Source organism: Streptomyces sp. NPDC058231 (genome assembly GCF_042882275.1).
Taxonomy (GTDB): Bacteria; Actinomycetota; Actinomycetes; order Streptomycetales; family Streptomycetaceae; genus Streptomyces.
The window spans coordinates 17,020-39,191 of record NZ_JBHVWN010000050.1; the positions used below are offsets into that span (position 1 = coordinate 17,020).

Annotated in this window: 20 protein-coding genes; 11 read left to right on the forward strand and 9 right to left on the reverse strand. The window is 71.2% G+C overall.

What is annotated here, in order from left to right; genetic code table 11:
* Positions 1 to 138: 138 nt before the first annotated feature.
* Positions 139 to 495 (reverse strand): iron-sulfur cluster assembly accessory protein, encoded by a 357-nt coding sequence (locus ACFVXE_RS27495; RefSeq protein WP_365822849.1) that lies wholly within the window; start codon positions 493 to 495, stop codon positions 139 to 141.
* Positions 496 to 790: 295 nt separating this feature from the next.
* Between ACFVXE_RS27495 and nadA the strand changes: the two genes are divergently transcribed.
* Positions 791 to 1,987, forward strand: coding sequence for a quinolinate synthase NadA (gene nadA / locus ACFVXE_RS27500; protein ID WP_389675063.1), 1,197 nt, complete (start codon positions 791 to 793; stop codon positions 1,985 to 1,987).
* Positions 1,988 to 2,109: 122 nt separating this feature from the next.
* Here the strand turns inward: nadA and ACFVXE_RS27505 are convergent, their stop codons facing one another.
* The 5 genes from ACFVXE_RS27505 to ACFVXE_RS27525 all read right to left on the reverse strand — a co-directional run bounded on the left by ACFVXE_RS27505 (position 2,110) and on the right by ACFVXE_RS27525 (position 8,627).
* Positions 2,110 to 5,271: an efflux RND transporter permease subunit gene (locus ACFVXE_RS27505; protein ID WP_389675065.1), complete on the reverse strand. Its 3,162-nt coding sequence runs from the start codon at positions 5,269 to 5,271 to the stop codon at positions 2,110 to 2,112.
* A 163-nt stretch (positions 5,272 to 5,434) separates the two neighbouring features.
* The gene (locus ACFVXE_RS27510) at positions 5,435 to 6,133 is read right to left on the reverse strand and encodes a response regulator (protein ID WP_389675066.1); all 699 of its coding nucleotides are present in this window, start codon (positions 6,131 to 6,133) and stop codon (positions 5,435 to 5,437) included.
* Positions 6,130 to 7,395: a sensor histidine kinase gene (locus tag ACFVXE_RS27515; protein WP_389675068.1), complete on the reverse strand. Its 1,266-nt coding sequence runs from the start codon at positions 7,393 to 7,395 to the stop codon at positions 6,130 to 6,132. Before ACFVXE_RS27515 ends, ACFVXE_RS27510 begins: the two co-directional genes overlap by 4 nt.
* Positions 7,396 to 7,555: 160 nt before the next feature.
* The gene (locus ACFVXE_RS27520; RefSeq protein ID WP_389675070.1) at positions 7,556 to 7,834 is read right to left on the reverse strand and encodes a hypothetical protein; all 279 of its coding nucleotides are present in this window, start codon (positions 7,832 to 7,834) and stop codon (positions 7,556 to 7,558) included.
* Positions 7,835 to 7,844: 10 nt separating this feature from the next.
* Positions 7,845 to 8,627: a PspA/IM30 family protein gene (locus ACFVXE_RS27525; RefSeq protein WP_389675071.1), complete on the reverse strand. Its 783-nt coding sequence runs from the start codon at positions 8,625 to 8,627 to the stop codon at positions 7,845 to 7,847.
* A gap of 297 nt (positions 8,628 to 8,924) precedes the next feature.
* Here ACFVXE_RS27525 and ACFVXE_RS27530 point away from each other — a divergent pair, with 297 nt between their 5' ends.
* From ACFVXE_RS27530 to ACFVXE_RS27540, 3 genes are all read left to right on the forward strand, one after another.
* Positions 8,925 to 9,524 (forward strand): DUF3043 domain-containing protein, encoded by a 600-nt coding sequence (locus ACFVXE_RS27530; protein ID WP_389675073.1) that lies wholly within the window; start codon positions 8,925 to 8,927, stop codon positions 9,522 to 9,524.
* Positions 9,525 to 9,673: 149 nt separating this feature from the next.
* Positions 9,674 to 10,384 (forward strand): class I SAM-dependent methyltransferase, encoded by a 711-nt coding sequence (locus ACFVXE_RS27535; protein ID WP_389675116.1) that lies wholly within the window; start codon positions 9,674 to 9,676, stop codon positions 10,382 to 10,384.
* Positions 10,385 to 10,461: 77 nt separating this feature from the next.
* On the forward strand, positions 10,462 to 11,544 hold the full coding sequence (locus ACFVXE_RS27540) for a S1C family serine protease (RefSeq protein WP_389675075.1): 1,083 nt from the start codon (positions 10,462 to 10,464) through the stop codon (positions 11,542 to 11,544).
* Positions 11,545 to 11,712: 168 nt separating this feature from the next.
* On the opposite strand, the gene ACFVXE_RS27545 is transcribed toward ACFVXE_RS27540, so the two are convergent.
* Positions 11,713 to 11,922, reverse strand: a complete 210-nt coding sequence (locus ACFVXE_RS27545; RefSeq protein ID WP_319329199.1) for a hypothetical protein — start codon at positions 11,920 to 11,922, stop codon at positions 11,713 to 11,715.
* Positions 11,923 to 12,035: 113 nt separating this feature from the next.
* Between ACFVXE_RS27545 and ACFVXE_RS27550 the strand changes: the two genes are divergently transcribed.
* The 5 genes from ACFVXE_RS27550 (at position 12,036) to ACFVXE_RS27570 (ending at position 17,936) form a co-directional block, all read left to right on the forward strand.
* Positions 12,036 to 13,238, forward strand: a complete 1,203-nt coding sequence (locus ACFVXE_RS27550) for a bifunctional adenosylcobinamide kinase/adenosylcobinamide-phosphate guanylyltransferase (protein ID WP_389675076.1) — start codon at positions 12,036 to 12,038, stop codon at positions 13,236 to 13,238.
* Positions 13,239 to 13,267: 29 nt separating this feature from the next.
* Positions 13,268 to 14,095, forward strand: a complete 828-nt coding sequence (locus ACFVXE_RS27555; RefSeq protein ID WP_389675078.1) for a class I SAM-dependent methyltransferase — start codon at positions 13,268 to 13,270, stop codon at positions 14,093 to 14,095.
* 115 nt (positions 14,096 to 14,210) lie between these two features.
* A complete protein-coding gene (gene cobT / locus ACFVXE_RS27560) occupies positions 14,211 to 15,314 on the forward strand; it encodes a nicotinate-nucleotide--dimethylbenzimidazole phosphoribosyltransferase (protein WP_389675079.1) in 1,104 nt (367 codons plus the stop codon).
* Positions 15,315 to 15,405: 91 nt separating this feature from the next.
* Positions 15,406 to 17,202: a phosphatidylglycerol lysyltransferase domain-containing protein gene (locus ACFVXE_RS27565; protein ID WP_389675081.1), complete on the forward strand. Its 1,797-nt coding sequence runs from the start codon at positions 15,406 to 15,408 to the stop codon at positions 17,200 to 17,202.
* Complete coding sequence (locus ACFVXE_RS27570; protein ID WP_389675083.1) at positions 17,199 to 17,936, forward strand: hypothetical protein; 738 nt, start codon at positions 17,199 to 17,201, stop codon at positions 17,934 to 17,936. Before ACFVXE_RS27565 ends, ACFVXE_RS27570 begins: the two co-directional genes overlap by 4 nt.
* On the opposite strand, the gene ACFVXE_RS27575 is transcribed toward ACFVXE_RS27570, so the two are convergent.
* Positions 17,879 to 18,640 (reverse strand): hypothetical protein, encoded by a 762-nt coding sequence (locus ACFVXE_RS27575; RefSeq protein ID WP_389675085.1) that lies wholly within the window; start codon positions 18,638 to 18,640, stop codon positions 17,879 to 17,881. The genes ACFVXE_RS27570 and ACFVXE_RS27575 overlap by 58 nt on opposite strands.
* Before the next feature lie 88 nt (positions 18,641 to 18,728).
* On the opposite strand from ACFVXE_RS27575, the gene ACFVXE_RS27580 reads away from it, so the two are divergent.
* The gene (locus ACFVXE_RS27580) at positions 18,729 to 19,508 is read left to right on the forward strand and encodes an adenosylcobinamide-GDP ribazoletransferase (protein WP_389675087.1); all 780 of its coding nucleotides are present in this window, start codon (positions 18,729 to 18,731) and stop codon (positions 19,506 to 19,508) included.
* Positions 19,509 to 19,535: 27 nt separating this feature from the next.
* Here ACFVXE_RS27580 and ACFVXE_RS27585 read toward each other — a convergent pair whose 3' ends face one another.
* On the reverse strand, positions 19,536 to 20,363 hold the full coding sequence (locus tag ACFVXE_RS27585; protein ID WP_389675089.1) for an endo alpha-1,4 polygalactosaminidase: 828 nt from the start codon (positions 20,361 to 20,363) through the stop codon (positions 19,536 to 19,538).
* A 262-nt stretch (positions 20,364 to 20,625) separates the two neighbouring features.
* On the opposite strand from ACFVXE_RS27585, the gene ACFVXE_RS27590 reads away from it, so the two are divergent.
* A complete protein-coding gene (locus ACFVXE_RS27590) occupies positions 20,626 to 22,170 on the forward strand; it encodes a leucyl aminopeptidase (RefSeq protein ID WP_389675091.1) in 1,545 nt (514 codons plus the stop codon).
* Positions 22,171 to 22,172 lie beyond the last annotated feature (2 nt).

Below are 22,172 nucleotides of genomic sequence, written 5' to 3' on the forward strand. Positions count from 1 at the left end.
ACTTTTGGTGTTGTTTGTTTTTTTTATTTTTTGGTTGTGTTACACGTTTTTTCCCTGGTCTTTTCCATCTCGGCGGCCCCCCCCTTTCGGGGGGCCCCGCCCCCTTCTGTCGGGTACCGCTGCCCGATGCCTCGCGACTCAGCTGAAGGAGTCGCCGCAGGCGCAGGAGCCCGTGGCGTTCGGGTTGTCGATCGTGAAGCCCTGCTTCTCGATGGTGTCGACGAAGTCGATGGAGGCGCCGCCCAGGTACGGAGCGCTCATCCGGTCGGTGACGACCTTGACACCGTCGAAGTCCTTGATGACATCGCCGTCGAGCGAACGCTCGTCGAAGAAGAGCTGGTAGCGCAGGCCCGAGCAGCCGCCGGGCTGGACGGCGACGCGCAGCGCCAGGTCGTCGCGGCCCTCCTGCTCCAGCAGGCCCTTGACCTTGGCTGCGGCGGCGTCGGACAGGAGGATGCCGTCGCTCACGGTGGTGGTCTCGTCCGATACGGACATCTGCTTCTCTCCCGGGTTGTACGGACTGCTTGCCGACGTTGCAACCGTCGGGACCGCGGATTCATTCCGGGCCGAGCGCTTGCCTGTTCCTTTCATGCTCGCACACCGGGCCGGGAAGGAGTATCGGGCGGGAAGGAGAGGCCCACAGGGACGCGCGACGGTCCGGCCGACGCCTCCGGCAATACCGCCGGGGGGAATTCGTCACATCGACACTATCGGCATCGTCAAAGTGACGTGAACCGGATATGATAGATAACGTCAATTAGACGAAAAGGCTCATCGCAGAGAAGAAAGGGTGCGTGACGTGACCACGGCCCACCCCGTCCAGGACCTCGACGTCCAGCCGACGCCCCTCGCCCTGCTTCTGCTCGGCCGGGAGGCCGACCCGAAGAGTGAGCGCGGTGTCGAGTGCCCCGGCGATCTGCCCTCCCCGTCCGACCCGGACCTGGTGGAGCGCGCCCGCGCGGCCAAGGAGAAGCTCGGGGAGAAGGTCTTCGTCCTCGGCCACCACTACCAGCGCGACGAGGTCATCCAGTTCGCGGACGTCACCGGCGACTCCTTCAAGCTCGCCCGTGACGCGGCCGCCCGGCCCGAGGCCGAGTACATCGTCTTCTGCGGCGTGCACTTCATGGCCGAGTCCGCCGACATCCTGACCACCGACGACCAGAAGGTCGTACTGCCGGACCTGGCCGCGGGCTGCTCGATGGCCGACATGGCCACCGCCGAGCAGGTCGCGGAGTGCTGGGACGTGCTGACCGAGGCCGGGATCGCCGAACAGGTCGTGCCCGTCTCGTACATGAACTCCTCCGCCGACATCAAGGCGTTCACCGGCAGGCACGGCGGCACGATCTGCACCTCGTCCAACGCCGAGCGCGCCCTGGAGTGGGCCTTCGAGCAGGGCGAGAAGGTGCTCTTCCTCCCCGACCAGCACCTGGGCCGCAACACCGCGGTCCGCGACATGGGGATGACGCTGGAGGACTGTGTCCTCTACAACCCGCACAAGCCGAACGGCGGCCTCACCGCCGAGGAGCTGCGGAACGCGAAGATGATCCTGTGGCGCGGGCACTGCTCCGTGCACGGGCGTTTCTCGGTGGACTCCGTCAACGACGTCCGTGCGCGGATCCCGGGCGTCAACGTCCTGGTGCACCCCGAGTGCAAGCACGAGGTCGTGGCGGCCGCGGACTACGTCGGCTCGACGGAGTACATCATCAAGGCCCTGGAGGCGGCCCCGGCCGGCTCGAAGTGGGCGGTCGGCACCGAGCTGAACCTGGTGCGCCGCCTGGCCAACCGGTTCGCCGCGGAGGACAAGGAGATCGTCTTCCTCGACAAGACGGTCTGCTTCTGCTCGACGATGAACCGGATCGACCTGCCGCACCTGGTGTGGACGCTGGAGTCGCTGGCCGAGGGGAACCTGGTCAACCGGATCGAGGTCGACCCGGAGACGGAGAAGTACGCGAAGCTCGCGCTGGAGCGGATGCTGGCGCTGCCGTAGCCATGCGCCGCGGGTGCGGTGCGGCGCCCCGGAGTCCGGGGCAGGCCACCGAGGATCCGCTGCGGACACGGGAAGGCCCCGGCACCGATGATCGGTGCCGGGGCCTTCGTGCGTACGAGGCGTCAGGCCTTCGCGGGCTCCGGCTCCTCGGAGACGGCGTCCTCCGAACGGACCGAGTCCGGCGCCGGCAGGCCGGCCTTCCTGGCGCGCTTCGCCGCCTTCTTCTTCGCGCGGCGCTCCTTGCGGAGCTCCACCATCGCGTAGAGCGTCGGCACCAGCAGCAGAGTCAGCAGCGTCGACGTGACCAGCCCGCCGATCACCACGACGGCGAGCGGCTGCGAGATGAAGCCACCCTCGCCGGTGACGCCGAGCGCCATCGGGAGCAGGGCGAAGATCGTCGCGAGTGCGGTCATCAGGATCGGGCGGAGACGGTGGCGGCCACCCTCGATGACCGCTTCGACGATGCCCATGCCCTGCGAGCGGTACTGGTTGATCAGGTCGATCAGCACGATCGCGTTGGTCACCACGATGCCGATCAGCATCAGCATGCCGATCATCGCCGGGACACCCATCGGAGTGCCCGTGACGACGAGGAGACCGATGGCGCCGGTCGCCGCGAACGGGATGGAGACCAGCAGGATCAGCGGCTGGACGAGCGACCGGAACGTCGCGACCAGCAGCATGAAGACGATCGCGATGGCCGCGAGCATGGCCAGGCCGAGCTTCATGAACGCGTCGTCCTGGTCCTGGGAGACACCGCCGATGGTGGCGGTGGCGCCGGCCGGCAGGTCCAGGGCGTTGATCTTCGACTGGAGCGAGGCGCTCACCGCGCCGGTGTTGTCACCGGTCGGCCTGGCGGTGATCGTGGCGGCGCGCTGGCCGTCGATCCTCGTCATCGAGACCGGTCCGGGGACCAGCTTCACGTCGGCGATCTGGCCGAGCTTCACCGGGCCGAGCGGAAGCTTCTTCAGCTCGTCCATCGTGGTGGCCGGGTGGGCGGACTTGATGACGACGTCGCGCTCGGTGTCGTCCATCATCGCCTTGCCGGAGGGGGTGCCGCGCACCGCTCCGGCGACGGCCGCGCCGAGCGTGGTCTGGTTGAACCCGGCGGCCGCGGCCTTGGAGTTGGCCTTCACCGAGATGCGCGGGACGCTCTGCGCCAGGTCGCTCTGGACGTCGGTGACGTCCTTGATCTTCGCGACCTCGGCCCGTACCTCTTCGGAGGCCTTCTTGAGGGTGTCCGCGTCGGCGGACTTGACCACGACGCTCAGGTCCTGGCTGCCGAAGCCGCCGCCCGCGGAGATGGTGGTGTCACCGATGCCGTCGAGCTTGCCGAGACCCTCGTCGATGCGCTTCTGGGTGGCGTCGGAGTCGGCCGAGTCCTTCAGCGTGATCTGGTACGAGGCCTGGTTGGAGCCCGTACCGCCGCCGAAGGCCGCCAGGAAGCCGGAGGAACCGACGGTGACCTGGTAGTCCTTGACGCCCTTGTCCCCGTCGAGGAGCGTCTCGACCTTCTTCGCCGCCGCGTCGGCGGCCGACAGGCTGGTGCCGGGGGCCAGCTCCTGCTTGATGGAGAGGACCTCCTGTTCGCCCTGGTCGAAGAAGTTGGTCTTCAGCAGCGGAGCCATGCCGAACGTGCCGAAGAGCACGGCGACGGCGATGACGATGCTGGTGATGCGGCGCCGGGTGGCGAAGCGCAGCACCGGGACGTACAGCCGCTGGAGCCGGCTGCGCGCTTCCTTCTCCTCGGCCTTGCGGCGGGCCTCGTCCGGGTTCTCCGTGCTGCCCTCGGGGGCGCGCAGGAACCAGTACGACAGGACGGGGACCACGGTCAGCGAGACCAGCAGGGAGGCGAGCAGGGCCGCGGTGACGGTCAGGGAGAACGAGCCGAACAGCTCGCCGACCATGCCGCCGACCAGACCGATCGGCAGGAACACGGCGACCGTGGTGAGGGTGGAGGAGGTGACCGCACCGGCCACTTCCCTGACCGCGGTGATGATCGCGGACTGGCGCTCCTCGCCGTAGCCGAGGTGGCGCTTGATGTTCTCCAGAACCACGATCGAGTCGTCGACGACCCGGCCGATCGCGATGGTCAGCGCGCCGAGCGTGAGCATGTTGAGCGACAGGTCCCGGGTCCAGAGCACGATCAGCGCGAGGACCACGGAGAGCGGGATGGAGACCGCGGTGACCAGCGTCGAGCGCAGCGACGCGAGGAAGACCAGGATCACGATGACCGCGAAGAGCAGGCCGAGCGCGCCCTCGGTGGTCAGGCCGGAGATCGCCTTGGAGACGGCCGGACCCTGGTCGGAGACGACCGTCAGCCGGGCACCGTCGCCGAGGTCCTTGCGGAGGGCCGGGAGCTTGTCCTTGACGGCGTTCGAGATGGCGACGGCGCTGCCGTCCTTGTCCATCGTGGCCATCACGGCGAGGCTCGGCCTGCCGTTCGTGCGGGTGATGGAGACCGCGGTGGACGGCTCCTGGGTCACCGTGGCGATGTCACCGACGCGGACCGGCTTGCCGGGCTTGCCGGTGGCCGGGTTCTGACCGGTGACCCGGAGGTCCTCGATCTCCTTCAGGGAGGTGAAGGCTCCGCCGACCTGGACGGTGCGGCTCTTGCCCTGTTCCGAGAAGGAGCCGGCCGGGACGGTGGCTCCGCCCGCCTGGAGCGCCTGGGCGAGGGATCCGGTGTTCAGCCCCGCGGCCGCGAGCTTCTTGTTGTCGGGGGTGACGGAGACCTGGAGGTCCTGGACCCCGTTGACCGAGACCTGGCCGACGCCGTCGATGTCCTGGAGCACGGGGACGACGGTGCGGTCCAACTGGTCGGCGAGCGCCTGCTGGTCCTTGTCCGAGGTGACGGCGAGGACGACGGTCGGGATGTCGTCCGTCGAGCCGGCGATGACCTGCGGGTCGACCTCGTCGGGCAGCTGGACGCGGGCGCGGTTGACCGCCTGCTGGATGTCGGCGACCAGTTGCTTCGTGCCTTCGTCGCCGAAGTCGAAGGACGCCATGATGACGGCGTTGCCCTCGCTGGCGGTCGAGGTGACGCCGGTCACGCCGTCGACGGCCTTGATGGTGTTCTCGAGCGGTTCGACGACCTGCTTCTCGACCACATCGGGGGACGCGCCCTGGTAGGGGGCGAGCACCGAGACCATCGGGAGTTCGATGGTGGGCAGCAACTGCTGCTTGAGCTGCGGGATCGCGATCGCCCCGAAGACGAGCGCGACAATCGAGATCAGCCCGATCAGGGCCCGTTGCGCGAGGCTGAATCTGGACAGCCAGGACATGGGTGGGTCTCTCTTCTGTGGCTTACGCGGCAGGTGGGCGGGTGACTACGGGACAGACCCGGCCCACCTATACGATCCCGTATCCGCGGAGCGGAAACGTCGGCCCCAGGGTTGCATTATCGGGCGGCGCATACCGCAGCTGGAGTATGCGGCCCTGCCACCGTCACTCCACCCTGGGGCGCACCAGGCCCGATTCGTATGCAATTACCACCAATTGGGCCCGGTCCCGGGCGCCGAGTTTCGCCATGGCACGGTTCACATGGGTCTTCACGGTGAGCGGGCTGACGACGAGGCGGTCGGCGATCTCGTCGTTGGAGTGCCCGCCCGCGACCAGGACCAGTACCTCGCGTTCGCGGCCGGTGAGCGCCCCGAGCCGCTCGGCGTACTCCGCGGCGCCCGGCCCGCTGCCGTCCGAACTGCCGCCCTGCGCGAGGAAGGTGGCGATCAGCCCCTTGGTCGCCGCCGGCGACAGCAGCGCCTCGCCGCCCGCGGCGATACGGATCGCGTTGAGCAGTTCGTCCGGTTCAGCGCCCTTGCCGAGGAAGCCGGAGGCACCGGCGCGCAGCGACTGCACCACGTACTCGTCGACCTCGAAGGTGGTGAGCATGACGATCCGTACGTCCGCCAGCTCCGGGTCGGCGCTGATCATCCGGGTCGCGGCGAGCCCGTCGGTGCCGGGCATCCGGATGTCCATCAGCACCACATCGGCGCGGGCCGAGCGGGCCAGCGCCACCGCCTCCGCACCGTCGGCCGCCTCTCCGACCACCTGCATGTCGGGCTCCGAGTCGACCAGCACCCGGAACGCGCTGCGCAGCAGCGCCTGGTCGTCGGCGAGCAGCACCCTGATGGGTGGTGAGGTCATGCGCTCTCCCCCGTCCGGCCCGCCGCTTCCGGCGTACCCGGTTCTCCCGTGCGGGCGTCGACCGGCAGGATCGCATGGACCCTGAATCCGCCGCCGTAGCGGGGCCCGGCGGTGAGGGTGCCGCCGAGGGCCGTGACGCGTTCGCGCATGCCGAGGAGGCCATGGCCCCCGCCGTCGGCGGCGCCGGCGCCCTCGGGGCTTCCCGTGCCGTTGTCGAGGACCGTCACCTCGGCCGTCGCCCCGACCCGTACGACGCTGACCTCAGCCTTCGCCCCGGGACCCGCGTGCTTGCGCACATTGGTCAGCGCCTCCTGGATCACCCGGTACGCCGCCAGGTCGACGGCTGCGGACAGCGGGGGCCTGCGGTCGACGCAGGCCACCTCGACCGGGAGTCCGGCACGCCGGACCGTCTCCACCAGTTCGCCGAGTACCGCGAGACCGGGGGCGGGTTCGGTGGGGGCCTCCGGGTCGCCGGACTGGCGCAGTAGCCCGACGGTGGCCCGGAGTTCGTTGAGCGCGGAGCGGCTGGCCTCCCGGACATGGGCGAGCGCCTCCTTGGCCTGGTCCGGGCGCTTGTCCATGACGTGGGCGGCGACCCCGGCCTGCACATTGACCAGGGCGATGTGATGGGCGACCACGTCGTGCAGATCACGGGCGATCCTCAGCCGCTCCTCGGCGACCCTTCGCCGGGCCTCCTCCTCACGGGTGCGCTCGGCGCGCTCGGCGCGTTCCCTGATCGCGTCGATGAACGCCCGCCTGGACCGGACGGCGTCCCCGGCGGCGCCTGCCATGCCGGTCCAGGCGAAGACCCCGAGGTTCTCCTGGCTGTACCAGGGGGAGGCGCCGAAGACCATCGCGGCCGCCGTCAGTCCGGTCATGGTCAGCAGGCCGACCCGCCAGGTGGTGGGCCGGTCGGTGCGGGCGGCGACCGTGAACAGCGCGACGACCGTGCTCATGACCACCGGGGCGGGCGGGTCCACCAGCACGAACTCGACGGCGGACAGCAGGCCGGTGGCGGCCAGTACCGCCATCGGCCTGCGCCGTCGCAGGACGAGCGCGGCGGCGCCCAGCACCATCAGGACCACACTGCTCGCGGCGGGGGTACGGGTGCCGAAGCTGGGCCCGTCCGGCGCGTTCGGGTCGGTGAACGAGGCGACGGTCATCGACGCGAGCACGGCCACGGCGAGCGCGCCGTCGAACGCGAGGGGATGGTCGCGCAGCCAGCGACGGACGCGCAGGAACCCGGTTCCGAGGGTGGTCACGTCAAGCTACGGTACGGCGTGTCGCGCACGGATACGGCCGGCCAGGGGCCGGGACCGCCCGCACAACGTCGCAATCCGGACACGGACAGAGCTGTGCCCCGTGTCCGGCGGACCGGGCACGGGGCACAACGGGCACGTGCGGGTGCTGGAGGTACCGGCGTCAGCCGGGGATCAGACCGTCGTCGCGGAGCATCTCGCGTACCTCTTCGAGGGTGGCGTCGGCCGACGGCAGGATCAGTTCGGACGGCTCCAGGGAGTCGTCCGGCAGCGGTGTACCGAGCACGCGCACCCGGTCCAGGAGCGCGTGGAGAGTGGCACGGAAACCGGCTCCGTCACCGCTCTCCACCTCGGCGAGCAACACGTCGTCGAGCTTGTTGAGCTCGGCGAGATGACTGTCGGCCAGGGCGACCTGGCCCTCCCCCATGATCCGAACGATCATGACGTCCGCCTTACTGCTTGTCGAACCTGTGCGGGGACTGCGAGGACTGCTGCTGGGCGGCGTCCTGCGGACCGCCCTCGATGGCCTGCTGGGGCGCGGAGCCGCCGGCCAGCTCGGCCTTCATGCGCTGCAGCTCCAGCTCCACATCCGTACCACCGGAGATCCGGTCCAGCTCGGCGGCGATGTCGTCCTTCGCCGTCCCGGTCGGGTCGTCCAGGGCGCCGGAGGCGAGCAGCTCGTCGATCGCGCCCGCGCGCGCCTGGAGCTGCTGGGTCTTGTCCTCGGCCCGCTGGATCGCCAGGCCGACGTCGCCCATCTCCTCGGAGATCCCGGAGAACGCCTCACCGATCCGGGTCTGCGCCTGGGCGGCGGTGTACGTGGCCTTGATGGTCTCCTTCTTCGTACGGAAGGCGTCGACCTTGGCCTGCAGCCGCTGGGCCGCGAGAGTGAGCTTCTCCTCCTCGCCCTGCAGCGTCGTGTGCTGCGTCTCCAGGTCGGTGACCTGCTGCTGGAGGGCGGCGCGCCGGGACAGCGCCTCGCGGGCCAGGTCCTCGCGACCGAGCGCGAGCGCCTTGCGGCCCTGGTCCTCCAGCTTGGACGTCTGGCCCTGCAACTGGTTCAGCTGCAGCTCCAGGCGCTTGCGCGAGGTCGCCACGTCGGCGACACCGCGACGCACCTTCTGAAGCAGCTCCAGCTGCTTCTGGTACGAGTAATCGAGGGTCTCGCGCGGATCCTCGGCCCGGTCAAGGGCCTTGTTTGCCTTCGCGCGGAAGATCATCCCCATACGCTTCATGACACCGCTCATGGGCTTCGCGCGCCCCCTTCTGACGGACTGGGCTCCAGCACTCCAACAGAACCCACAGTACGGGCCCTGTCTCTATTACCGCACTGTTCGAGTGCGGATGTGGTCCTCCCCAAGGACGACTGCTCCCGGTCACCGCTCCGGCCCAGGGAGTAGGCGGCTGTCGGGGAAACCGACGGCAACGTCCGTTCTGCCCCCTCTCGGGACACCTGTGAGGACGCAGGCCGTTGCCGGATCGTTCCCGGCCGGGCTGGGGTCGCCGCGGCCGACCCCGTACCCTTGGGCTTTGTGTTCCGTAGCCGTTCGAAGGATGAGAAGGCCACCGCCACCAAGGTGACGGCAGACCTCTCCACGCAGCCCCGCGACCCGCAGGCCCCCAAAGGTCGCCCCACCCCCAAGCGCAGCGATGCCCAGTCGCAGCGCCGTCGTGCCTCCAGTGGCGCGCCGCTCGACCGCAAGGAGGCCATGAAACGCCAGCGCGAAGCGCGCCGGGTGGACATGGCCAAGCAGCGCGAGGCGCTCGCGAGCGGCGACGAGCGCTATCTGCCGGCCCGTGACAAGGGCCCGGTGCGGCGCTTCGTCCGCGATTTCGTGGACTCCCGCTTCTGCATCGCGGAGTTCTTCCTGCCGCTCGCGGTGATCATCCTGATTCTCAGTGTGATCCAGGTGCAGAACATCCAGAACATCTCGCTGCTGCTCTGGGCCGGTGTGATCGTGCTGATCATCCTCGACTCGATCGGTCTCACGTTCCGGCTCAGGAAGCAGCTGAACGAGCGCTTCCCCGATACGCCCAAGCGCGGCGCGATCGCCTACGGCCTGATGCGCACGCTCCAGATGCGCCGGCTCCGTCTGCCGAAGCCGCAGGTCAAGCGTGGAGCGCGGCCCTGAGCACGGAGCTCTCCGGCCCGGCCGGCGGCCCGACCGCCGGCCTGCCGGGCGGTGACACCGTCCGGCCCGCCAGGCCGTCCGGGTTCTCCGGGGCCTCGTCGGCGTGGCTCGAAGGACTCGGCGGGCTGCGCAACACCGTCCGCCAGGAGCTGGTCGCCCGGCAGCTCGACGAGCAGATAGCCGCGCGCTTCCCGGTCGGCCGCCGGCTGCGGATCCTCGACGTCGGCATGGGGCAGGGCACCCAGGCACTGCGACTGGCCCGGGCCGGCCACACGGTGACCGGCCTGGAGTCCGACGGCGAGATGCTGCAGGTCGCCCGCGAGGCGCTCGGCGGCGAACCGGAGGGCATCCGGGAACGGGTCCGCCTGATCGAAGGCGACGGCCTGGAGACCGGAGTGCACTTCCTGCCGGGCAGTTTCGACGTGGTGCTCTGCCACGGCGTGCTGATGTACGTCAGGGAACCGGACGCGCTGCTGGCCGGACTGGCCCGGATGCTGGCGCCCGGCGGCCTCCTCTCGCTGCTCGTACGGAATTCGGACGCGCTGGCCATGCGGCCCGGCACCGCCGGGGACTGGGACACGGCTCTGGCCGCGTTCGACACGGACACGTACACCAACCGGCTCGGCGTGACGGTGCGCGCCGACCGGCTGGACGCCCTGACCGCCACGCTCGCCGGCATCGCGGCGCCGCTGCACGCCTGGTACGGGGTGCGCGTCTTCACCGACCAGGTGGGCAACGAGGCGGAACTTCCGGACGCGGCGGAGCTCGACCGGCTGCTGGCCGCGGAGGACCGGGCCGGACGGACGGACCCGTACCGCCGGGTGGCTGCGCTGCTCCATCTGTGCGGCGTGCGCGGCTGACGGCGGGTCAGGGGCCGCGGCGCCCGATCGGCTGCGCCCAACAGGCCCCCGATAGGGTTAAAAGTAATAATCCGGACATGGATGCATCTCTCTCCCGCAGCCGTGTCCGCCGGTGCCTGCTGCCTCTGACCGCGGCCGCCTGTGCGGTCGCCCTGATGTCCGGCTGCTCCGGCTCGGACTCGGCCGGGGGCGGTGCCACGGCGTCGGCCTCGGCGCAGCAGCGCCCGGCCTCCCGGGGCAGTGGTGACCTGGAGGCCGACTACCAGGCCGTCATCAAGAACGTGCTGCCGTCGGTCGTGCAGATCGACGCCTCGGGCGGTCTGGGATCCGGCGTCGTCTACGACGACAAGGGCCATATCGTCACCAACGCCCACGTGGTCGGCGAGGAGAAGACCTTCAAGGTCACCGTCGCCACCGGTGAGAAGGTGCTGAGCGCCTCGCTGGTGGCCGCCTACCCGGCGCAGGACCTGGCCGTCATCAAGCTCGACGAGGTACCCGACGGACTGCGGGCCGCGAAGTTCGGCGACTCGGAGGACGTCGAGGTCGGCCAGATCGTGCTGGCGATGGGTTCGCCGCTCGGCCTGTCCAGCAGCGTCACCCAGGGCATCGTGTCGGCGGTCGGCCGGACCGTCACCGAGAACCGGGCGAACGGCGGCACCGGGGCGACCATCGCGAACATGGTGCAGACCTCGGCGGCCATCAACCCGGGCAACAGCGGCGGTGCGCTGGTCAACCTGGACAGCGAGGTGATCGGGATCCCGACGCTGGCGGCCGCGGACCCGCAGCTGGACAGCGCGGCCCCGGGCATCGGGTTCGCGATCCCCGCCTCGATGGTGAGGACGGTGGCCGACCAGATCATCAGGAGCGGCAAGGTCACCGACTCGGGCCGGGCGGCACTCGACATCACCGGACGCACCGTCGTCGACGACAACTACCAGCCCGCCGGGGTCGCACTGGTCAGTGTCACGCAGGGCGGCGCAGCCCAGAAGGCGGGGCTGCGGGCCGGCGACATCATCACGAAGATCGGCGACGAGCAGGTCACGACGATCACGTCGCTGTCCGTGGTGCTGGCCGCCGAACGACCGGGACAGAAGGTCACGGTGACGTACCTGCGCAACGGCGCGGAGCGGACGGCGGAGGTCACGCTGGGCGAGATCTAGGCCGTTCGTCCGGATCGGGGCGGCGCGGGCCGGGACCGGGGCACGGTGCCGATTCCACGCGCGCGCCCCGCAGGATCCGGACGAGAGACCCCACCCCTCGCACACCCCGGAGCGCGTGGGGCCCCGGGTACCGGTAACGGCACCCGGGGCCCACACCGGTGAAGCGGGTCAGCCCTGGTCGGCCTGGAGGCTCATGGGGCCGTAGATCTTCGTCGCGTCCTCGAAGAGCGACACCTGGTCCGCTCCGCCGTCCAGGAGTTCCTTCCAGAACTCACCGATCCAGGACTCCGCATCGCCCTGCGTAGTGAACTCCTCCGGCTGCAGCGCCGGCTCCGTCTCCGTACCGTCGGACTTCTCGAACCGCCACGTCCACGCCATGTCCGCCTCCTGGGTCACGTTGCTGCCCGCAGCTTACGGCCTCCCCCGGGCCGGTAACCGGGATCCCGGGGGCTGGCCGCGCACTCGGTGCGGGGACGCGGGAGGATCGGAGCGTGGAACTGACACTGCTCGGCACCGGAGCCCCCGACGGGCTGCCGCGCCCCGACTGTCCGTGCGCCGCCTGCGCCACCGCCCGCGGGGACCGGTCGCGGGCCGCCACCGCGCTGCTCGTCGACGACGCGCTGCTGCTCGACCTCACGCCGGGGGCCGTCTTCGCCGCCGCGCGCGCGGGGCATTCCCTGACCGGCGTACGGCAGGTGCTGCTCACCCACCCGCACGACGGACCCGCCGTGGAGCTGCCCGCCGGCCTGCCCCCGGCCGGACGGGTGCCGGACGGGCGGGAGCTGACGCTGATCAGCGGGCACCGGGTCCGGGCGGTGTCCATGGACGCACCCGGCACGGGATACGAGGTGACGGCCCCGGAGGGCGAGCGCCTGCTGTACATGCCGCCGGGCGCCGCCCCGGCCGGTCTCGCGGACCGGGTGGCGCAGCCGTACGACATGGTGGTCGGCGATGTGACCGGGCGGCCGGACGCGGTGGCCCGGCTGCGGGCCGTCGAGGCGATCGGGCCCACCACCGAGGTCATCGCCGTGCATCTGGACCACGACGGTCCGTCCGGCCCCGAGCTGGACCGGCGGCTCGCGGCATCCGGGGCGCGGACGGTACCCGACGGGACCACGCTGGTGGTCGGCGAGTACCACGCCGTACCGGATGTGCCGCGGCGCACGCTGGTGACGGGCGGCGCGCGTTCGGGGAAGTCGGTGGAGGCGGAACGGCGGCTGGAGACGTTCCCTGAGGTGGTGTACGTGGCGACCGGCGGCGGCCCGGAGGGTGACACGGAGTGGGCGGCCCGGATCGGGCTGCACCGGGAGCGCAGACCGGCCGCCTGGCGCACCGAGGAGACCTGCGAGCTGGCGGAGCTGCTGCAGTCGGACGGGCCGCCGCTGCTGATCGACTGTCTGTCGCTGTGGCTGACGGACGCGATGGACCGGGTCGGCGCCTGGGACGACACGGCGTGGACGGACGGCGGCGAGAGCGCGCTGCGGGAGCGGACCGCCGAGCTGGTCGCCTCGGTGCGCGGAACACGGCGTACCGTCGTCGCCGTGACCAATGAGGTCGGATCGGGCGTGGTGCCCGCCACGGCGGCCGGACGGCGGTTCCGGGACGAGCTGGGGCGGCTGAACTCCGCGTTCGCCGACGAGTGCGAGCATGTGCTGCTGGTGGTGGCCGGGCAGGCACTGACCCTGCGCGGCTGACCCCCGGAGGCAGCAGGAAGGGAGCGGGCATGACGGGCGTGCGGCCGATGCTGGACGGGGTTCCGGAGACCCTGCTGTGGACGCTCTACCACCGGGCGTACGAGGCGGGGCAGCCGTATCCCGTCATCGACGATCCTGTGGCGCTGCAGCTGCTGGAGGATCTCGACTACCCCTTCGAGGAGCGGTTCGGGCGGCCGAACGCGTTCCTCTCGCAGGCGCAGGCGCTGCGCTCACGCTGCTTCGACCTGGCGGTGCAGGGTTACCTGCGCGGCCGGCCGGAGGCCACCGTCGTGGCACTCGGCGACGGTCTGGAGACCGGCTTCTGGCGGGTCGACAACGGGCGGCTGAACTGGCTGAGCGTGGAGCTGCCGCAGGTGGCCGCCTTGCGCCGGACGCTGCTGCCCACGTCCGACCGGCTCCGGACGCTCGCCCGGTCGGCGACCGACCTGTCCTGGCTGGACGGGATCGAGGACCCGGCGGGCCGCGGTGCGATCGTCACGACACAGGGGCTGCTGATGTACCTGGAACCCGCGGAGGTGCGGAAGATCCTGGCGGGCTGCGCCGAGCGGCTGCCCGGCGGGGTGCTCGTCCTGGACTCGGTGGCCCGCTGGCAGGCGAGGGGGACGGTGGCCGGTACGTCGAAGGTCGGCTCGATGACCATCCCGGCGATGCGCTGGGCGATGAACCCGGGAGAGCGGAGGAAGCTGCTCGGCGCACATCCGAACATCACCGAGGTGCACGCGCTGGGGCTGCCGCGCGGGCGGGGCGCCATGGGGGAACTGATCCGGTTCCAGCATCTGATGCCGGGGCTGCGCACGCTGACGCCGGCGATGACGATGCTGCGGTTCGGGCGGTGAGGGACCGGCCGCCGTACTGATGGGACGTCAGAATGACGACAGGTACTGTTCCGCAATGAGCCCGCCGCCGGGCTCGCCGGCCCACACCACGTAACGACCCGCGAGGCAGACCCCCGTGAATCTGGACGACTTCTCCGACCTGATCGAACGCCCCGACGGCGGCGTACGGCGCGATGCCGAGGAACGCCGGGAACGGCAGATCGTGCCCCCGGGCGCCCTCGGGCGCCTCGACGAGCTGGGCGAGTGGCTTTCGGCCGCGCAGCAGGCCGTGCCGGTCAAGCCGATCGTGCAGCCGCGCGTCCTGCTCTTCGCCGGTGACCACGGGGTGGCCGGGCTGGGTGTCTCCGGCCGAGCGGCCGGGACTGCGTACGAGCTCGTGAGGGCCACGCTCGACGGGGCGACGCCGCTCGCCGTGCTCGCCCGCCAGTTCTCCGTACCGGTACGGATCATCGACGCCGGCCTGGACTGCGAGCCGGAACTGCTGCCCGAACCGGTCGTGCGCCACCGGGTGCGGCGCGGCAGCGGCCGGATCGACATCGAGGACGCGCTGACCGCCGATGAGGCCGAGCAGGCCGTACGCCTCGGGATCGCGATCGCCGACGAGGAGGCCGACTCGGGCACCGACCTGGTGGTGCTCGGCGATCTGAGCGTCGGCGGCACCACGGCGGCGTCCGCACTGATCGCGGCGTTGTGCGGCACGGACGCCTCGGTGGTCACCGGCCGCGGCGGGGCCGGTATCGACGACCTCGCCTGGATGCGCAAGTGCGCGGCGATCCGGGACTCGTTGCGGCGGGCGCGGCCGGTCCTCGGCGACCAGCTCCAACTGCTGGCCACGGTCGGCGGCGCGGACCTGGCCGCGATGACCGGGTTCCTGCTGCAGTGCGCGGTGCGGCGGCTGCCGGTGGTGCTGGACGGCGTGGTCTCGTCCGCCTGTGCGCTGGTGGCCCAGCGGGCCGCCTTCCGGGCGCCCGACTGGTGGTTGGCGGGCCAGGTGAGCGGCGAGCCGGCGCAGACGAAGGCGCTGGACCGGATGGCGCTCAACCCGCTGCTGGACCAGGGCGTCACCGTGGGCGAGGGAAGCGGTGCGCTGCTGGCGCTTCCGCTCGTGCAGGCCGCAGCCGCGCTGGCGGCGGAGCTGCCCGAACGCGCACCGGCCGACGCCGAGAAGGAAGGCGACGACGGGCGGAGCGGCCCGGACGGAGCCGCGGACGACAGCTGACGGACCTCCGCCGTGCTGCGGCCGCCGGCCGCCTGACATCGGCCGCAGCACACCCCCTCACGGAGCGCGATGCACCATATGATCGCTTTTCATGGGAGAGGTCCGATTGACCGGAGAGGTTGTCCGGCGGAGTACCGTCCGCTCACGACGCAGTGCGGCATTCGCCATCTGGTATCTGCGCGTGGTGTCGTTCATCAATTTCCTGAGCGCCGTCTGGGTCTCGCTCGGCCAGGACCTGCGCCGGCACAACACCGAGAACTACTTCACGCCCTATCTGCTCACCGCGGGCTTCTCCTCGGGAGTGGTCGCGCTCTTCCTCGCGGTCACCATGCGCCGCCGCAAGCGGGCCGCCTGGATCGTGAACATGGTGGTGAGCGGCCTGCTCCTGCTGCTCTTCGCCTTCGTGATCGGCTTCCCGGAAGTCCGGCAGTACCCGCAGAACTGGATCTCGCTGGCGCTGACCGCGGCGTTCGTCCTCGCGCTGGCGCTGGGCCGGCGGGAGTTCTACGCGAAGGGCGACCGGTCCAACCCGAAGCTGGCGGCCGTGGTCGCCGTCCTCGGTCTGCTGATCACCTCACTGATCGCCACGGGGCTCGTCACCGTCACCAACCAGGCGCACGACGAGTACCGGTCGACCTTCCTCGACCGATGGCGCTACGGCGCGCTGCGGCTGATCTCGGTGGCCGCCGACAACTCCCGCTTCCCCGGCATCACCGTGCCCGGCTGGGTCGACGTCGTCATCAACATCCTCTCCACCCTGCTGCTGATCGCCGTCGTGTACGCGGCCTTCCGCTCCCGCCGGGCCGTGGACGCGATCACCCCGGAGGACGAGGACCGGCTCCGGGTCCTGCTCGACAGGAACGGCGACCGCGACTCGCTCGGCTACTTCGCACTGCGCCGGGAGAAGAGCGTCATCTGGTCGCCGACGGGGAAGGCGGCCGTCACCTACCGGGTGGTCGGCGGGGTCTCGCTCGCCTCCGGCGATCCGATCGGAGACCCGGAGGCCTGGCCCGGAGCGATCGAACCGTGGCTGGCCGAGGCCCGCGCACACGGCTGGATCCCCGCGGTGATGGGGGTGAGCGAGGAGGGCGGCACGGTCTACGCCCGGCACGGCCTCGACGCACTGGAGCTCGGCGACGAAGCGATCGTGGAGACCGCCGAGTTCACCCTCGACGGGCGAGCGATGCGAACCGTCCGCCAGGCGTACAACCGGGTCAAGCGGGCCGGCTACGAGGTGACCATCCGCCGCCACGCGGACATCCCCGAGGAGGAGATGGCCCAGCTGCTGCGGTGCGCGGACGACTGGCGCGACGGGGAGACCGAGCGCGGCTTCTCGATGGCGCTCGGGCGGCTCGGCGATCCGGCGGACGGGCAGTGCGTGATGCTCGAATGCCGCAACGCCGCGTCGGCCGAGGACGAAGGGGCGGGCGGCCCCGGAGCGTTGCGTGCCGTACTGAGCTTCGTCCCCTGGGGGCCGAACGGTCTCTCGCTGGACCTGATGCGCCGTGACCGGGACGCCGAGAACGGCCTGATGGAGTTCATGGTCATCGAACTCCTGCAGCGCGCACAGGAGATCGGGATCACTCAGGTGTCGCTCAACTTCGCGATGTTCCGTTCGGTCTTCGAGAGGGGGTCGCGGCTCGGCGCGGGGCCGGTGCTGAGGCTGTGGCGCTCACTGCTCAGCTTCTTCTCCCGCTGGTGGCAGATCGAGTCGCTCTACCGCGCCAACGCCAAGTACCGGCCGATCTGGGAGCCGCGATTCATGCTCTTCGAGAAGAGCTCCGACCTGCTGCGCATCGGCATCGCCGCGGGCCGCGCCGAAGGGTTCCTGGAGGCGCCCGGGCTGCCCAAGTGGCTGCACCGCTCGCACCTCGGAACCCGAAGATGAGACCGGTGGCCGCGGTGCGCAGGGCCGCCCGCCGCGAATGGGGAGCGCTGTTCACCACCGTACGGGGAGGGCTCGCCCGCTCGCGTCCCCGGGTGGCCACGATGACCCTGGCCGCGGTCCTTCTGACGGCGCTGCTCCAACTGGCGCAGAACCGGTCATGGGGCTTGCGCCCGGTACAGGTCCTCGGCTCGGTGCGGGCCGAGGACCCGCTGTGGATCTCCCTGCTGCGCACCCCGTTGTCGCTGTTCGTCCCTGCGCCGGACCTGCCCGTGTGGGGCGCGCTGACGCAGGTGCTGGTGGTGTTCGGCATCGCCGAGATCTGTCTGGGCCGGTCGCGCACGCTGCTGATCGCGTACGTCGCGACACTGGCCGGGACGCTGTACGCGCGGTTCGGCGTCGCGGTCGGCCCCGACGGCCTGTTCGGGCTGCCCCCTTCGGACGCCCGGATCGTCGACACCGGACCGTCGGCGGCGGTGGTGGGGCTCGCGGTCTACGTGTGCCACGCCTACCGCGCCCGGTTCACCGGGGCGGTGGTGATCGTGGCGATGACCGTCGAGGTGATCTTCAAGAACAACCTGGCGGCCAAGGAGCATCTCGCCGCGATCGGCGCGATGCTGGTCCTCTGCGCCGCCACGGCCCGGCGCGGCCGGCGCCGGAATCCGCCCGCCCGCCGCGGTCAGGACTTGGGTGCGGGGACCGGGGCCCGGTCCGGCGCGCCGCCGATCAAGTCCTGAAACCTGCGGCCCGGACCCGCCCAGCGCCGGTCGTGGTGGTAGGCGCGCAGCACCGCCCTGGCACGCGCGCGGTGCCGGTTGCGGTAGAACCGCTTCGCCCACAGGGAGGTCGGCCGGGCCAGCCTGACCGCCCCGAACAGCGCGACGAACGGCACCAGGGTGCCGAGCACCGCCAGCCTCGCCTTGCCCTTGAACAGGGCGACCAGTACGAAGCAGAAATTGACCGCAAGGGTCAGGATGATGCCCAGCCGGCTCTGCTGCTGACTGCTGCTCAGCTCGTTGACCCCGAACGGCGCGAAGCCGCCGAGGAGGAGCAGGACCAGCGCCGCGGTGAGGACGACGACCTCGACGCTCTGCCGGCCCTGTTCGCTCCAGTACACGTCGTCGAGATGGAGGATCAGGGCGAACTCGTCGAGCACCAGCCCCGCGCCCATTCCGAAGATCACCGCGCAGATCCCGGCCGTCACGCCGTGCCGCCCGCTGGAGACCGCGCCGAAGCCGCCGATCACGGTCAGCACGACACCGGGCACCACATGGTGGACGTGGACGCCACCGGGCGTGATGTTGCGGAACGGCCCTTTCCCGGCCCTGATCATCCGGGTGACGACACGGGTGACGGCGAACGTCAGCACAAAGGCCGCCAGGGCGAGGAGCAGGGGCAGCTTGCCCGGCTCGACGAAGTTCTGGTCGAACCAGTGACCCATGCCACTCACTCCCGACAGTCCGCTTTTGGGTCATTATGCAGCGCTCCACCCCAGATGTCGGTCCGGTCCAGGGACTAGCCTGCGCGCCGTGACCTCCCTGAACAGCCACGGCATGCGTTTCGCCTTCGGCACCCTGACCGTGCTCCCCGTCCGCGTCACCCGCTGGGACCGCGAGGCCGCCCGCGCCGGAATGCTGTACGCGCCACTCGCCGGTCTGGCGGTCGGAGTGCTCGCGGCCCTGCCGGGCGCGCTGCTGCTGCCGGCCGGGGCGGGGCCGCTGCTCGCCGCGGTCGCCTCGGCCGCCGCCCCCGCCGTCCTCACCCGTGGGCTGCATCTGGACGGGCTCGCGGACACGGCGGACGGGCTCGGCAGCGGCAGGCCCGCGCCGGACGCGCTGCGCATCATGAAGCAGTCCGACATCGGGCCGTTCGGTGTCATCACCCTGCTGTTCGTCCTGCTGGCCCAGGTCGCGGTCCTCGACGAGCTGTACGCGGAGGGCTGGGCGCACGGCGCGGTGGCGGTGGTCGTCGCCGGGGCGACCGCCCGGGTCGCGCTCACGCTGGCGTCCCGTCAGGGCGTGGAACCGGCCCGGCCGGAGGGGCTGGGAGCGGCGGTCGCGGGGACCGTACCGGTGTGGGGCGCGGTGGCGGTGGCGGCCGTGGTGGTGGCCGCGGCGGTGGCCGCGGGGGCCGTGTTCGGAGGGTACGGGGCGCTGCACCACGGCCTCGCGGTGGCGGCCGGGCTGCTAAGTGCCCAACTCCTGCTGCGGCACTGTGTGCGACGGTTCGGCGGGGTGACCGGGGATGTGTTCGGGGCGGTCGCGGAGACGGCGGCCACGGGGGTGCTGGTGGCGCTCGCCCTGGGGTGACCGGGCCGTTCCCGGCCGGCCCGGCCCTCAGGCGCAGCTCCGGCGCCAGCTGCCCAGGTCGTACTTCTTCAGCAGCGAACTCAGCCGCAGCCGCTTCGACTGCGGGCAGAACCGGGCCGCCGGCACCTCGTACTCCACGTGGAACACCGCCTTGCCCGCCTCGGTGAACGGGGCGAGGTCGCCGCATTCGCCGAACTGCGCGCACTGCTCGTTGACCGCGAAGTCGAAGTCCGGCTCCAGCTGCGGAATCTGGTCCAGGTCGTTCTTCAGTCCGACCGCGAGTCCGTGGCGGTGGGCGAGACGGGCGATGAGGCGGTTGTAGCGCAACTGGTCGGCGGCGGTCAGCGGGAAGCCCGTCCGGTTGCGGTAGCCGTCCATGTTGTCGGGTTCCACCGCGTCGAATCCCTTGTTCGCGCACATCTCGATCCGGCTCTCCATCAGCGGCTCCAGCAGCTCCGTGCGGCGGATGTCGAGCCAGTGCTCCCCCGGCCAGCCGTTGCCCCTGCCCCGCACCGAGGCGGGGAACTTCTCGGCGTCCGGCCGGAAGTCCTCCCAGGCGCCCGTGGACACGTAACAGATGACCTTGCGGCCTCTGCGGTGCAGATCAGCGACCGCCGACGCCCCGTGTTCGAAGCCGTCGATGTCGTACACCGGTACGTCCACGGTGGGGTCGAGGCGGCCGGACAGCTGCCACTGCCAGCCGATGCCGGGTCCCGGCTTCCAGCGCCCCGCGGATCCGGGCCCGGGCCCGGGCGCCGCCGTGCAGCCCGCCAGCACGGCCGTCAGGATCAGTACGGCGACCGGCAGCAGTGCCGGACCCGGTCCCGTCGCTCGGGCGGCCCGCTCGGCGCGCATCGCTCTCTCCCCCGCTCGCTCCGGCACGTCCGGCCGACCCTACTGTCCGGCCGGATCCGGCTCCCCGGTCCTCGCGACGGGCCCGCCGGGAACGGCGGTCGGGACGCCGGAGCGGGCCGCCGACGGCCCGCCGCCGTGATCCGGCGGCGACGGCCCGCGTAGGCTCGTCCCGGCACATTGCGGGGGCGTCTACGATGCGCCGGGCACGGTCGGCCCACCCCTCGACCGACAACGAACTCAACGGAAGCGAGATTTCACCACCGTGACTGCTCTCACTCTCAGCACTGCCGGTGCGGCGACGCTGCGCGCCGACGCACTCGTCGTCGGCGTCGCCAAGGGAGCCAAGGGCCTGGTCGTCGCACCGGGTGCCGAGGCCGTGGACAAGGCGTTCGACGGAAAGCTCGCCACCATCCTGGAGACCCTGGGTGCCTCCGGTGCCGAGGGCGAAGTGACCAAGCTCCCCGCGCCGGGTGCCCTCAAGGCGCCGGTCGTCGTCGTGGTCGGACTCGGTCCGGTCCCGGAGAAGGACGCGGCGTTCGACGGCGAGGCGCTGCGCCGGGCCGCCGGCTCCGCGGCGCGCGCGCTGACCGGCTCGAAGAAGGCCGGCTTCGCGCTGCCGCTCACGTCCGTCGAGGACGCCGAGGCCGTCGCGCAGGGCGCGCTGCTCGGCGCGTACGCCTTCACCGCGTACCAGGGCGGCGAGAACAGGCTCGCGCCGAAGGACAAGAAGAACGGCAACGGCGCCAAGCTGCCGCTCGCCGAGGTCGCCCTGCTCGGCACCAAGCCGCGCGACAAGGCGTTCAAGGCCGCCGCAGAGCGTGCCGTCGCGGTCGTCGAGGAGATCAACCGCGCCCGTGACCTGATCAACACCCCGCCGAACGACCTGTACCCCGAGTCCTTCGCCGCAGTGGCCACGGCCGCCGGCAAGGAGCACGGCATCAAGGTGCAGGTCCTCGACGAGAAGGCGCTCGTCAAGGGCGGCTACGGCGGTCTGCTGGGCGTCGGCCAGGGCTCGACCCACGGCCCCCGTCTGGTGAAGCTCGCCTACACCCACCCGAAGGCGGAGAAGACCCTGGCCCTGGTCGGCAAGGGCATCACCTACGACTCGGGCGGCATCTCGCTGAAGCCGGCCGGTCACAACGAGACGATGAAGTGCGACATGAGCGGCGCCGCCGCCGTGTTCGCGACCGTCGTCGCGGCCGCCCGTCTGGGGCTCCAGGTCAACGTCACCGGCTGGCTGGCGCTCGCCGAGAACATGCCGTCCGGCAACGCCACCCGCCCGGGCGACGTGCTGCACATGTACAGCGGCAAGACCGTCGAGGTCCTCAACACGGACGCCGAGGGCCGGCTCGTCCTCGCCGACGCGCTGACCCGCGCCTCCGAGGAGAACCCGGACGCGATCGTCGACGTGGCGACCCTGACCGGCGCGATGGTCCTGGCGCTGGGCAACCGCACCTTCGGCATCATGTCGAACGACGACGCCTTCCGTACCTCCATCCACGAGATCGCCGAGGAGGTCGGCGAGGCCTCCTGGCCGATGCCGCTCCCCGCCGACCTGCGCAAGGGCATGGACTCCCCGACCGCCGACATCGCCAACATGGGCGAGCGGATGGGCGGCGGCCTGGTGGCCGGTCTGTTCCTGAAGGAGTTCGTGGGCGAGGGCATCGCCTGGGCGCACCTGGACATCGCCGGCCCCGCCTTCCACGAGGGCGCGCCCTACGGCTACACGCCGAAGGGCGGCACCGGTTCCGCCGTCCGCACGCTGGTGAAGCTGGCGGAGCGCACCGCCGCCGGCGACCTCGGCTGACG